Genomic DNA, 13,475 nt, shown 5'->3' with positions numbered 1-13,475 from the left:
AAACATAGGCTATCTCAGCTATTTCGCAGGTTATTCTGAATAGCTGGATTTGACAGAATATTTAATCTTTGAAGCGAACTTTTTTGAGGGAAAATTCTTTTAAAAACTAGTAACTTTGATTCTTCAAAATAACATTTGCCATACTCTATGAGTGACGCCATCAAACACGAATGCGGCATAGCAATGATTAGATTGCGAAAACCTGCCCAATATTATATCGATAAATATGGGACAGCAGCTTTTGCCTCTAATAGGCTCTATGTCCTGATGCAAAAACAAATAAATAGAGGTCAGGATGGTGCAGGAGTCGCCAATGTCAAAATAGACACAAAGCCTGGGACTAGATATATCAGTAGATATAGATCTATTGAGCCTTCAGCTGTCAATTTCATCTTTGACAAAATCAACAGGAAATATAAGAAGGCCAAGAAAATCGGAGGTCACGATGCACTTTCTGACGGAAACTGGTTGAAAGAAAATATTGCTTTTACTGGAGAAGTTTGGCTGGGTCACTTGAGATACGGGACACATGGAGAGAATTCCATCGAGACTTGTCATCCTTTCCTGAAGCAAAACAACTGGAGAAGCCGTAACCTGGTAATGGCTGGTAACTTCAACATGACGAATGTGGAAGAACTTTTTGATAAGCTAGTTCAGCTGGGGCAGCACCCAAAAGAAAAGACTGATACTGTCACCGTGATGGAGAAAATCGGTCACTTCCTTGACGAGGAAAATCAACGAATTTTTGATAAATATAAGCACCAATTCTCCAATGAGCAGATCACTCAGGTGATTGAGGACGAATTGGATATGGCTAGAATACTTAGGAGATCTTGTAGAGACTTTGATGGGGGATATGCTATGGCTGGCATCGTAGGGAATGGCTCAGCTTTCGTAGTGCGGGATCCTTCAGGCATTCGTCCAGCCTATTATTATGCGGATGATGAGGTAATTGTAGTCGCATCAGAAAAACCTGCGATAAAATCTGCATTCAATATTAATTTCAATTCCATCAAAGAAATTCAGCCAGGTCATGCCTTGGTAATCAATAAAGATGGATCTTTTGCAGAATCAGAAATTATGCCTGCAAGAGAAAAGAAATCTTGTTCTTTTGAGCGTATTTATTTTTCTAGAGGAACTGATCCAAATATCTATCAGGAAAGAAAAAATCTGGGTAAGGCATTGATCCCTCAGATCTTGAAAGCGATTGATTTTGATCTTAAAAACACTGTTTTTTCATACATTCCAAATACTGCTGAAACTGCGTTCCTAGGAATGATTGAAGGCTTGGAGGATTATTTGGCGGCCAAACGAAGAGAAGTCTTTGTGGACGGCAAACCTCATATGGGGGATTTGGATGAACTATTGAATTTTCGACCAAGAGTGGAAAAGTTGGTGAGCAAAGATGTGAAATTGCGTACATTCATCACCAACGACGAAGATCGTGATTCCATAGTCGCCAATGTTTATGATACCACCTATGAGGTAATCAAGCCAGGTGTGGATACCCTAGTGGTAATTGACGACAGTATCGTAAGGGGAACTACACTAGAGAAAAGTATCTTGACTACGTTGGATAAGTTAAATCCAAAGCGAATCATTATAGTTTCTTCTGCTCCACAGATTAGATTCCCTGATTGCTATGGAATCGATATGTCGAAAATGAAGGAATTTATTGCTTTTAGAGCGGCATTAGCCTTGATCAAGGAACGGAAAATCGACTATACACTTGAACAGGTTCATGATTCATGTGTAGCACATCCTTATTCTACCGAGAATTTCGTCAAAGGCGTTTATAGCTCTTTTACGGATGATGAGATTTCAGAGAAAATCTCTGAGATTGTTACCAATGATGATATCAAAGCTGAAGTGCAAGTGATTTATCAGACAGTTGATAATCTTCATAAATGCTGTCCGGACCATCTAGGCGACTGGTATTTTACAGGTGATTATCCTACCACTGGTGGGATGAGAGTTGTCAACAGATCTTTTGTAAACTTCATGGAAGGCAAGACTGTGAGAGCATATTAAGCAAAAATATTTCGAATATAGTAATAGAATTATTAAGGCACAGAGAGGTTATTCTTTGTGCCTTTTTTCTTTCAAGACAGTTCAAATTCTTAATTTCACCTAATCAGAAAAAAATATAAAATGGATATAAACGTAGCCCTCCTTAAGGAAATCTGTGAAATAGCCGGAGCACCTGGTTTTGAGAAAAGAGTAAGAGATTTAGTTATTGATTTGGTCACTCCCTTAGCCGATGAAGTCAAAGTAGATAACATAGGAAATGTAATTGCCATCAAAAAAGGTAAAAGAAATCCCGATGGTAAGCGGGTAATGATCGCTGCTCACATGGATGAGATTGGCTTTATCGTCACACATATTGACGATAATGGTTTTTTGAGATTCCATACGTTGGGAGGTTTTGATCCGAAGACTTTAACTGCTCAGCGAGTGATCGTTCATGGCAAAAAAGATCTGGTAGGTGTGATGGGAAGTAAACCTATCCATGTAATGTCAGCTGAGGAGAGAACAAAACTTCCAAAGTCGACAGATTTTTTCATAGATCTAGGAATGTCTAAAGAAGAGGTGGAAAAATACATTACAGTAGGAGATCCAGTAACACGAGATAGGGAATTGATCGAGATGGGTGATTGTGTGAATTGTAAATCTATAGATAACCGCGTTGCTGTGTTTATTCTTATTGAAACTCTTAAGCAACTTGAAAACCCTGCTTATGATGTCTATGCTACCTTCACCGTGCAGGAAGAGGTTGGATTACGTGGCGCCAATGTAGCAGCGCATGGTATTAATCCCGATTTTGGGATTGCTTTGGACACCACGATTGCTTTTGATGTGCCAGGAGCTCAGGCTCACGAAAAAGTAACTGAATTAGGTAAAGGTACGGCGATCAAGATAATGGATGCGATGACCATCTGTGATTACCGCATGGTAGAATTTATGAAGCAAACAGCAGACAAAGCAAAGATCTCTTGGCAGCCTGAGATTCTTGTAGCCGGCGGAACAGATACAGCAGGTGTGCAGCGTATGGGCAAGCAGGGTGCAATAGCAGGAGCTATTTCTATCCCAACTCGACATCTTCATCAGGTTATTGAGATGGCTCATAAGCAAGATATAGCAGACTCAATAGCATTGTTGAAAACCTGTTTAGAAGAGATAGATCAGTACGACTGGAAGCACTGATTTTCTTATTTTAATTATAATTCAATTGTATAAACTTCTGATATTGGGTTAGTATTAATATTAAACTCAAAATTAATTGTCTCATTTTCAGTTAAATATTTATTAAGTTAAGTTCGCCTATTTGATAAGTTGTTTTTTTCTTTCTTCTAGTTAATTTTTTTAGTTCGACTTAAATTTAATAAATGAAAAACTTTAAGAATTCCTGTTTATCAGCGGTGTTAGGAGTAACGGTTTGTTTTACTACTTTTCTAACAAAAACTAATGGCCAGACTTTATCTGGACCAGAATGTTCAGAATATCAGGATAATAGAAGAAAAACGATTGGCGCTTACATTAGACTAGGAGGCTCCAATGTGAATGGTGAACCTACTGCTTGGATTAATGTAGGTGATCAAGTTAAATGTAAAACTTCTCAAGATGATCAATGCTCAGGCGAGACAGCGCGCACATTAAGACAACCTTGAAATAGAAAGGGGTTCGAAAGAACCCCATTTTAATTTGGTTAATATGAGAAGATTTACAATGTTGCTTTTTTGCCTAATTAGTTGTGTGGAACCTGCAGAGGAGGCAGTAAAACTAGGTAATAGAAAAATAGAAGATGGGGTACTACTCTCCGAGGTCGCCGAAAGTATCGATTATGTGATTTTAGATATAGAGTCAGATGCTGTGATCTATGGCGTAGATAAATTGATCTATGAAAATGGTAGATTTTTCATTTTGGATAATTCTTACACTGAAACATTGGCTGTTTACACAGATGTAGGCACCTATTTATTCTCGTTGGAGATAGGATTGGGTGGCCCAGATGAGTTTGTGGAAATTTCAGATTTTGATTATGACCCTATTTCCCGCGAGATTTTTATCTTTTCTGGATCCCAAAGAAAGATTTTTGTATTTGATGAAAACGGAAACCCAAGCAGACAATATAAAATACCTAGTTCCTTTATCATTCATTCCTTAGGTTATTTGGGACAAAATAAATTCGCATTTTTCAGAGATATGACAGAAGAGTCTAAAGTGGATTTACCAAGTCAACTTTTTACTTATGATTTTGATAAGGGGCAAGTCTTAGATCAAGCCATTCCTCTTTCAAAAACCAAGATAATTTTATCCCAAGACTTTGCACTAGTTCGTTCAGGAAAAGAATTGTTTGCTTCAAAAATGTATGATTCAAGTATATTTTCCATATCTGATGAAGGACAAATCAGTGAAGTATTGAAGTTTAGTGATATAACAAGTTTAAGCAACCGAGAAGATATCGTTGATGAAGAGAGTTATAGGAAGGTGATGGCTGAAGAAAAGGGGGTTTTTTATATGGGGTATTGGAGTGGCAATTTGGATAATCATCTTTTTCTTATCAAAAAGGATCAGAAACCAGTATTACGATGGAAAAGCAAAACTCAGGATGTGTTAACTGAAAGGATTCAAAATGATCTGGATATACCTATATTCTCCAATTTCAAATATTTGAGTAATGAGGTCTTAATAGCGGTGTTAGATGAGGAGGCAATAGGCGGACTTCAAGGAATTCCGGATGGTAAAGCATTCCTGCAAAAGCACAGACCTGAAGGAGAATACTTGAGTCCTATCATTGCTAAAATTAAGTTAAAGCACGAATGAATTACTTGATCTCTATAGTATCCTTTTTGTTTTTACCCATGTTCGAGTCGGACAAAATGGTGGTAGTGAGTAACACTGAATTAGGATATGACTTTATGATAGATACCCATGAAGTGACCATGGCTGAATTTGAAAAATTTGTTTCAGCTACCGGTTTTAAGTCTACCTGTGAAACCCGTGGAACTGGACCCAAACCAACAGGTGATAGTCCCTCCGAACTAGTTGAAGGGTTGAATTGGCGTCATAATCAAGATGGAAAGCTGATCGATAAGAAATGGTATGCTAAACTACCTGTTACCAGAGTGACGATTACTGATGTTAAAGCTTATTGCAAATGGGTTGGGAAAAGACTTCCAACTGTAAGGGAGTGGAAAATTGCCGCTGCTGGAGGTGTTTGGCCACCGGTTTACAAATATTCTGGTTCAAATAAGGCAAATAGTGTAGGCTGGTATGATACAAACTCGAAGATGGAAATTCAACCAGTCGGCACCTTGGCGCCAAACCAATTGGGGGTATATGATATGTCTGGAAATGTGGAGGAGTTTGCGCTTTTAGAAAAAAATGGCACAGTGTACCATAGAATAGGGGGACGTTTTTTTAGTGACAAAGATATGATGGCAATAGAGGGTAATTACAGCTTCGATCTGAGTAATACGGAGTTTTCCAGTCCTTTTCTTGGTTTCAGGTTGGTGAAAGATGTACCTCGCTAGTTTGAGAAATTGCAAATTCATGCAGGTCAATTTACCTTCCTTTAGTTAAGATTTTTTCAAAAATTGCCCACTTTAAATAACCTTAAATTCAGTACATCATTTTTTTCGCAAGCTAGTGCAGCCTGGTTTTTGATTTAAAAGGGTAGTACCAACTATCCACTTTTAGTATGGCATTAGTGAAACGTGACAAAATAATTGTAGAACCTTTCTTAGCCTTTGGAAATGAAGATGAGGTTTTTTTCAAAGGAAGAGTGATAAAGGCCTATACAGAGAAAAGACCGTCTTCCCGGAATAATTGGTTCTCAAATATCATTTCGGCAGTCAAAAGATATTCAGGTTCTTCTGTATCCCTTGCGAAGGTTGAAATCACCTTTCAGGGAAAAAGCTTTATTGTATCAACCGATGAAGATGGGGTTTTTGAGCTACAGATCGGGGACTCCAAACCCAGTACAGAGATAAATGAATATGTAACCTATCAGGTGTTGGAGCCAGTGACTAAAAAGTCTTCAGTAGTACATATGGAGGTAGTCAGGTACTCTGGAAATCTTGGGGTGATTTCAGATATAGATGATACGATTATTATATCTCATTCTACTGATTTGGGGAAAAAGTTCTGGCTTTCTATCTCCAAGAATGCATACACTAGAAGGCCCTTGCCTGGTGTGTCTGAATTTTATAAGAAGATTACCGAGGATATGGAAATACCGATTTTCTATGTGTCAAGTAGTGATTGGTCGCTTTATGATATGATTCGGGACTTTCTGAAATATAGGCATATCCCAAATGGCCCTATTTTGCTGAAGGATAAGCATATCAACCTGAAAAATATATGGAAGTCAGGGGGAGGAGACCATTCGCATAAACTTAAGAAGATCGAGCTGCTTATGGAAATGTATCCAGAGATGCAGTTCTATTTGATCGGAGATAGTGGACAGCATGATCCTGAGATTTATGCTGAAGTGATTAAGAACTATCCCGGAAGAATCAAGGATGTATTCATTAGAATTGTTGGGAAATTGGATGAAAATAGAGAGAATGAGTTGAAGAATTTGGCTGGGTTTGATCACTTTCATTTTATATCCTCATCCAAGGAGGCAATTCAAATAGTCGAAAATGAATCAATTTTTAATTAGGCTAACATTTCAAATGAATGACTAGAAAATGTCTCTTAGTTTTCAATCCTATTTCTGGGAATGATTCTATTACCGAAGCGGAGCTTCTGGAACTAGCTGAAGTTAAATTGCCGGATTTTCTCCTTGAATTATGGAAAACTACTGGTGAAAAGGATGATGAAAAATTAATAAAGAAATTTGAAGAGCTCCTTCCTGATTTGGTTCTGATTGGTGGTGGAGATGGTACAGTTAAGTTGGTTGCAAATACGCTGCATGGCAAGAATGTCCCGCTTTGCATTTTGCCTTTAGGCTCAGCCAACGGCCTGGCTAAATGTATGGAAATTAATGATTTGGTGGATTCTTGGGAAGCTATTCATGATTTTAGCCCTCAGGCAATAGATGCTATCTACATCAATGGCGAACTTTGTCTTCATTTAGCCGACTTTGGAATGAATGCCAATCTGATCAAAAAATTTGAGGAGGAGGAATCCCGAGGCATGTTTGGCTATGTGAAGAATTCGTTTTCAGAGATTTTTGGTGCAGAGGAAGCTCGTTTTCAACTTATTGTAGGAGAAGAGGTAATTGAAATTAAGGCTAAAATGATCGTTCTAGCCAATGGAGATCGATACGGAACGGGGGCAATTGTGAACTGTAGAGGCAAAATGGGCGATGGGAAATTTGAGGTTATTTCCATCAATCCGCAGTCTGCTGAGGATTATTTGAAAATGACAATGGCATTTTTTAAGGGAGATCTGGACCAATTGGAAAGTGTGCAGACTTGGTCAGTAGATTCATGCCAACTTTTGAATCCAACTGGCGCTAAGTTTCAAATCGATGGAGAAATAATGGGGAGTCCAGAATCAATTACTGCGAAGATAGAGAAGCATGCATTTCAGTTTTTGACAGGAAAGTCATTCAAAGCTTGCCATATTTCCTAGAAAGCGTTCACTCATCTAAAAGAGTTAATCAGAACCCCAGAATTCCTTAACTTACTTTTATCTTTTTACATCAACCCTGATTTCCATGTTTAGAAAAGTAATTATTACTGGCCTTTTGGGCAGCGTACTCATTTCCTGTAGTTCTGAGAAGAAAGAAGTGATGGTCTCCGAAGAGCCCAAAGCAGAATGGATAGAAATGTTTAACGGACAAAATCTAGAAGATTGGACTCCGAAAATTTACCATCACGAGACCGGTGAAAATTACCAAAATACGTTTCGCGTAGTTGACGGCGCTATAGAAGTTAATTACGATGACTACAATGAGGGCTTCAATGATCGCTATGGTCACTTGTTTTACAAGAAGTCTTTTTCGTCCTTCCACATGACATGGGAATACAGATTTACAGATCAATGGCTGGAGGATGCAGCGAGCTATACTTACAGGAATAGTGGAGTGATGTTCCATTCTCAAGCGCCGGAGACGATTCTAAAAGAGCAGGATTGGCCGATTTCTGTGGAATGGCAAATGCTAGCTGAAGAAAAAGAAGGGGTGCCTAGACCCACGGGGAATATGTGTTCACCAGGTACAGATGTGTTTTTCGAAGGTGAAAAGGATCCTCGCCATTGCATCAATTCCACTTCTCCAACCTTCAAATGGGATGAGTGGGTAAAGGCTGATTTGGTAGTTTATGGAGACTCGTTGGTGATTCATATGGTAAATGGAGACACCGTCTTACAATACACCAAACCACAGATCGGTGGAGGTGTTGCAAATAATTTTGACCCTAAATACAAGGAAGATGGCAAGCTTTTGAAAGAAGGTTATATTGGTTTACAAAGTGAAGGGCAGGGAGTGATATTTAAGAATTTGAAGATTAAAGAGCTTTAAGAAGTATCTAGTATCAAGACATAAGTAGCAAGGTTTCAAATTGGAGAACCAAGATTCTAGAATCAAGAATTAAAGAGTTACTAACTATTTGCCGCCGTTCGTGTCTCACGAACGGCTTTTTTATTTGTTCAAAAGGGTGGGCTGAAGCTTCCGGACTCCAGTTTCCTACTTCAAGTAAACCGTCTTCCCAGTCTTCGCGCTTTCCACGGCTGTAGATAAAATTTCTACAACGATCATATTGTTTTCCAAAGAAGGAAGGGCGTATTCATCCAGCGTAAGTTCACCATTGATCACAGCTAGAAACAGCGTGAATGGATCTTCGAAAGGAGTGTTTTGATATTCTAGCTTGTATTCAGTTTCTTCAAATCCGGAATATCCTTCAGCATTTAGTACGCGTAAATCAGTTGGATTATCAGCATATATGGCGCCAGTAAGTCCATAGATTTCCATATCTTTTCTGCCAATTGGCCAGTTCCAAGATGCCTGGATCGTAGCTTGGGAATCTTCATAATTCAGGATTATCGTAGCCTCATCATCCACTTTTGGATTGTTTTCAGGCTGAAGCTGTTGAGTCACTGCAGTTACAGATTTAGGCCTTTTCCCATTTTCCAACCAAGTCACCAGATTTGCTCCATAGCAACCAAAATCGATGATTGCACCGCCGCCATTTAATTTCGGGTCAGTCAGCCATTCTAGGAATTCTTCGCTTACACCAATTTTTTTCGGTCCTTTATGTCCATCTCGTACTACAATTTTCCGAAGGTCACCTACCTCACCACTTTGAAGAACTTCATAAGCTTTGAAAGTGCTAGGATACCAAGTCGTCTCGTAATTTGTGATGAGCTGAATGTTGTGTTTCTCAGCTAGAGCTTTCATCTTTTTAGCATGTTCCAGGCTTACCGCCAATGGCTTTTCTACCATCACATGGATACCTCTTGGGGCGCAAGCCTCGACTACTGCTAAGTGATCGTAGATATTCCCGAAAGCCGTTACAGCTTCAGGTTTCGTCTTCTCAAGCATTTCTTCCATGGTGTCAAAAACCAAATCCATGGAAATACCATGCTGCTCAGTTAGACGTTTTGCCAACGCTCTATTCGGTTCAGCAATTCCGACGATTTCTAAATCTGTACGATCTTTAGCATTCAGGATCCAGCCCACATGCCCATGAGTTAGACCGGCCACACCAATTTTTGTGCGTTTCTGCTGGGCAAAAGAATGAGTACTTAAAAAAACTGAAAGTATTAAACAGAAAATGAATCGGGTTTTCATGGGTTAGTTAGGTTTGAGAACTAAAAAATCGGGAAATTGGATTGGCTTTGCAAGGATGCGATGATTTTTAGTTTTAATAGAACTCGACCATTGCAATACATTCAGTTTTGGAAGGCCTTAAAGGAAGGTACGTATTAGAATGATTAACCTAGATAGGATACAACTGCCATTTCAATTTGACAGTCAATTGCTTTAGGAAAAGGTGAAAAACTGATGGAAGTGGTGTGGATCAACCATTTTGAAACATAAAATTACCAAGGGAATTGGTCAGTGATTCCGCTCACAGCTAGAGTAGGAGTGACGCATCCTATCTTAATGGCGATAGCTATTCCAGGTGATTATGATTTTGTACCGACTCCTAGCCTAGAATCCAGTCCTTATTTTTTAATCAGTCTTGGAAAGCTTCAAAGCAGAAAAATGTTCGGTGAGGTTGATGAAATTAACTCCAGGTTCGGAGATAAAAGAGCATCATGATTATGATTTGGATGAAGGAGAAGTTCGGATTTACCTACCCGTTTTCACCAATGATAAGGCGATCAGATGAATGACTGGCTTCTGGGGATTATGGGCTAACCAATATGCAAAAAGATATAGTCAGAAAGCTTTTGTGAGATGTTCTGATCTAAAAGGAGCTGCTTGAAGCAATTCCGAGTTTGTAGGTAGTATCCCATTAAATGTGTAAAGCAATCTGAAAAATTAATGAATAACTTTTCAACGTTTACACACTTAATGGGATAGTATTAATTAATGAGTTACTGGTTCCTCAATTTTGGCTTTCATGAAGCTCACCTCACCAGTCTCCACGTCGTAATAGCTACCAACCATTCCTATTTCGCCACTTTCGAATAATTCTTTTAAGACGGGGCTTTCTTTGATAATGGTGTCCATCATGCAAATCACATTTTGTTTTTCCACCGCATTGATAAATTCAGGATCAGTTTGGTCTGTGTCAGGCATTTCATTTTTAACTTCATCAATAGCAGGATTAATCTTCTCCAGTAAGCCCGTTAAGTTTCCAGTTTTCACTCCTGCGCATGCACCTTTAATTGCCCCGCATTTGCTGTGACCAAGAACTACTATAAGTTTTGACCCGGCAAGTTTACAGGCAAACTCCATGCTGCCCAAAATGTCATTGTTTATAATGTTCCCAGCAATCCTGATACTAAAAATATCTCCTAGACCTTGGTCAAAGATCAGTTCTGCTGAGGTTCTGCTATCAATACAACTCAATACTACGGCAAAGGGAAATTGACCGTCTTTGGTCTCATTCACTTGCTCAAGGAGATTTCTATTTATTTTCAGATTATTTATAAACCTCTGATTGCCTTCTTTTAATATTTCTAAAGCTTTTGCTGGAGTAATTGTAGCTTGAGTTTCTGCTGTATGTACTTTCATTTTTTTAATGTTAGGTTGTGGAGGGATAAGATTAATTTTGAAACAATTCACTGTATTTATCTTCTGATAAAACACGCTTTTCCGTGTAGACATTGTTGTTCGTTTCAATGTCATTTTCAAGTCTATAGGCTTTTTTGAAACCTATAAGTACGACGGTTATGCCTTTTTCTTCGGCATTTATCGTCTTAAATTCATTGATCAAATCCAAAACATCTTGAGCGATATATACGGTGTCAGAAGCATCAATAATTACGTTAGAGTAGTCAGGTAATTTGTTAAGGGTAAGCTTGATTGCAGCTTTATTGAGAAATGAAACCTCTTGAGCCAAATCCACATGGATTACGTCGCCATGTTTGTATTCTTCTGTTCTGAAATAGTAAGCTTTTTTAATATTCCCTCTAAGTATGAACACAATACTCATAAACATTCCCAATACTACGCCATTCAGTAAACCTAGGAAAACGACCGCTAATAAGGTGATGATGAAAGGTATAAATTGATACTTCCCGCGCTGCCAAAAGTGCTTGACGGTACTTGGGTTTGCCAATTTGTAACCTATCATTAATAAAATGGCAGCAAGTGTCGCCATTGGTATCATATTCAGAATAGTTGGTATACTGAGAACACAGATAAGTAGCAGTAAACCATGCACTATAGTGGACATTTTGGTTTTTGCTCCTGCGTTTGAATTTGCAGAAGACCTCACCACCACCGAAGTCATCGGTAGCCCTCCTAATACTCCGCTGATCATATTACCAATTCCCTGGGCTTTTAATTCCACGTTTGTGTTGACAAATCGCTTTAATGGATCCAATCTTTCAGTAGCCTCTATACATAAAAGTGTTTCAATCGATGCTACTATAGTTATGGTAAAGGCAACTACCCATACAACTGGATTAAATATCGCATCATAAGATGGAGTTGTAAAAATGCCTTTGAATTCTTCAAAACTGGTTGGTACAGGTAGGCTCACCAAATATTCAGGGGTGACAACCAAGGAGCTATTTGTCATTATGAATATCCCATTGATCAAGATACCAGTAGCTACGGCTACTAGTGCACCTGGAACAAGTTTTAGCTTCTTCAAAGCAGCAACTTTGTTCCAGACTATAAGTACTGTTAAAGACGCTGCAGTGATAATCAAAATGCCAGGTTGAATCTCCTGAAACGCGGTAAATAAGTCTGCAAACAGCCCGAAACCAGAACTGATTTCGACGTCTGAACCTAAAGCTAGAGGGATTTGCTGAATTAGAATAATTACACCAATTCCTGCAAGCATGCCTTCAATTACATTGGAAGGGAAGTAATTAGATATGGTTCCTGCTTTCACAAAGCCTAGGAGTATTTGCATAGCTCCGGCTAGAATAACGGCTATTAAAAATGCTTCGTAACCAAGATCGGTAATAGCGACGAAAACAATTGCTGTTAGGCCCGCAGCAGGTCCTGAGACACTTATGTGGGATTGGCTTAGAAATCCGACTACGATACCTCCAATGATTCCTGAAATAATTCCTGCAAATAACGGGGCTCCAGAGGCCAATGCGATTCCCAAACATAGCGGTAGCGCTACCAGAAATACGACTAAACCTGATGCGACATCTGATTTCAGATGCGCAAATAGATTATTACTTTTCATGTAAATAAATTATGAGTTAAAATTCCTGCACTAGTAAAAAGGTGTATTACCTATACGATTAGATTATCCACAAATGACAGGATAGGTGTCATAGGGAAAGAAAAAATCAGGAAAACTCAGGGGGAGGAACGATAATTCCAACGTGTTGTATGGCCGTCAAATAGCCGACATTGCTATATTTTATAGTAATTAATTCAGAGAATGTTCTTTCGTCTAAATAGGTACTTGAGAAAATATAATCGTCCAGATTAGCAGATACCTTGACTTCATGTTCTTTAGTCTCTTCTTCTGCAAAAGAATATACCATAGAAATATCCACTTCCTCATCTATAGCTGACACAATAACAGAAGGCACCACCAAAAGGGAAGTTAGTATAACTAAAAACCCAAAGGCAATGATGCTATATATGGCTTTGCTGAAAATCAATCTTATTAAGTATGAGCTGTGGTTAGCGAATTAACTAAAAGTCAACGTGAATTGATATCAATTGTTCAATTTTTTTTGCGGTTTATTACGTTTTTATACTAAATGAGGACTGAAAATTATAGAATTGATTTTCTTAGACGTTTGAATTAATATTGAATTTCAGCTCAGTACAGCGGTTTTGTTTTGCTCTTTCTACACCGGAAAAATATTTAATGCGTAGGTCTGCGAATAACAGACTATACAAGCAGAGGATAAGAAATTGCATGAATAGCCAT

General features: G+C 38.6%; 13 protein-coding genes. 9 read left to right on the top strand and 4 right to left on the bottom strand.

Annotation, left to right across the window (positions count from 1 at the left end; translation table 11 throughout):
- The first annotated feature begins 147 nt into the window (after nucleotides 1–147).
- The 8 genes from QOL76_RS19190 (at nucleotide 148) to QOL76_RS19155 (ending at nucleotide 8,473) form a co-directional block, all read left to right on the top strand.
- On the top strand, nucleotides 148–2,031 hold the full coding sequence (locus tag QOL76_RS19190; protein WP_283414580.1) for an amidophosphoribosyltransferase: 1,884 nt from the start codon (nucleotides 148–150) through the stop codon (nucleotides 2,029–2,031).
- A 120-nt stretch (nucleotides 2,032–2,151) separates the two neighbouring features.
- The gene (locus tag QOL76_RS19185) at nucleotides 2,152–3,204 is read left to right on the top strand and encodes a M42 family metallopeptidase (protein WP_283414579.1); all 1,053 of its coding nucleotides are present in this window, start codon (nucleotides 2,152–2,154) and stop codon (nucleotides 3,202–3,204) included.
- A gap of 182 nt (nucleotides 3,205–3,386) precedes the next feature.
- On the top strand, nucleotides 3,387–3,668 hold the full coding sequence (locus tag QOL76_RS19180) for a hypothetical protein (protein WP_283414578.1): 282 nt from the start codon (nucleotides 3,387–3,389) through the stop codon (nucleotides 3,666–3,668).
- A gap of 43 nt (nucleotides 3,669–3,711) precedes the next feature.
- Nucleotides 3,712–4,824 (top strand): DUF4934 domain-containing protein, encoded by a 1,113-nt coding sequence (locus QOL76_RS19175; RefSeq protein WP_283414577.1) that lies wholly within the window; start codon nucleotides 3,712–3,714, stop codon nucleotides 4,822–4,824.
- On the top strand, nucleotides 4,821–5,534 hold the full coding sequence (locus QOL76_RS19170; RefSeq protein ID WP_283414576.1) for an SUMF1/EgtB/PvdO family nonheme iron enzyme: 714 nt from the start codon (nucleotides 4,821–4,823) through the stop codon (nucleotides 5,532–5,534). The genes QOL76_RS19175 and QOL76_RS19170 overlap by 4 nt, the downstream gene beginning before the upstream one ends.
- 167 nt (nucleotides 5,535–5,701) lie before the next feature.
- A complete protein-coding gene (locus QOL76_RS19165) occupies nucleotides 5,702–6,667 on the top strand; it encodes a phosphatase domain-containing protein (protein WP_283414575.1) in 966 nt (321 codons plus the stop codon).
- 17 nt (nucleotides 6,668–6,684) lie between these two features.
- Nucleotides 6,685–7,584, top strand: coding sequence for a diacylglycerol/lipid kinase family protein (locus QOL76_RS19160; RefSeq protein ID WP_283414574.1), 900 nt, complete (start codon nucleotides 6,685–6,687; stop codon nucleotides 7,582–7,584).
- Between the two features lie 160 nt (nucleotides 7,585–7,744).
- On the top strand, nucleotides 7,745–8,473 hold the full coding sequence (locus tag QOL76_RS19155) for a 3-keto-disaccharide hydrolase (RefSeq protein ID WP_377919221.1): 729 nt from the start codon (nucleotides 7,745–7,747) through the stop codon (nucleotides 8,471–8,473).
- A gap of 165 nt (nucleotides 8,474–8,638) precedes the next feature.
- Here QOL76_RS19155 and QOL76_RS19150 read toward each other — a convergent pair whose 3' ends face one another.
- A complete protein-coding gene (locus QOL76_RS19150) occupies nucleotides 8,639–9,742 on the bottom strand; it encodes a Gfo/Idh/MocA family protein (protein ID WP_283414572.1) in 1,104 nt (367 codons plus the stop codon).
- A 394-nt stretch (nucleotides 9,743–10,136) separates the two neighbouring features.
- Here QOL76_RS19150 and mtrB point away from each other — a divergent pair, with 394 nt between their 5' ends.
- Nucleotides 10,137–10,286, top strand: a complete 150-nt coding sequence (mtrB, locus tag QOL76_RS19145) for a trp RNA-binding attenuation protein MtrB (protein WP_283414571.1) — start codon at nucleotides 10,137–10,139, stop codon at nucleotides 10,284–10,286.
- A 200-nt stretch (nucleotides 10,287–10,486) separates the two neighbouring features.
- Here mtrB and QOL76_RS19140 read toward each other — a convergent pair whose 3' ends face one another.
- The 3 genes from QOL76_RS19140 to QOL76_RS19130 form a co-directional block, all read right to left on the bottom strand.
- On the bottom strand, nucleotides 10,487–11,137 hold the full coding sequence (locus QOL76_RS19140) for a carbonic anhydrase family protein (RefSeq protein ID WP_377919213.1): 651 nt from the start codon (nucleotides 11,135–11,137) through the stop codon (nucleotides 10,487–10,489).
- Between the two features lie 31 nt (nucleotides 11,138–11,168).
- Nucleotides 11,169–12,773: a SulP family inorganic anion transporter gene (locus tag QOL76_RS19135; RefSeq protein ID WP_283414569.1), complete on the bottom strand. Its 1,605-nt coding sequence runs from the start codon at nucleotides 12,771–12,773 to the stop codon at nucleotides 11,169–11,171.
- 106 nt (nucleotides 12,774–12,879) lie between these two features.
- Nucleotides 12,880–13,200 carry a hypothetical protein gene (locus QOL76_RS19130; protein ID WP_283414568.1) on the bottom strand — a complete coding sequence of 107 codons (321 nt, stop codon included), beginning with the start codon at nucleotides 13,198–13,200 and terminating at the stop codon, nucleotides 12,880–12,882.
- Nucleotides 13,201–13,475: the final 275 nt, after the last annotated feature.

It is taken from the genome of Algoriphagus winogradskyi (assembly GCF_900182815.1).
Classification (GTDB): Bacteria; Bacteroidota; Bacteroidia; order Cytophagales; family Cyclobacteriaceae; genus Algoriphagus; species Algoriphagus winogradskyi.
Note: the sequence above shows the minus strand (reverse complement) of the source record. Positions and strands in the feature narration are given on the sequence as shown.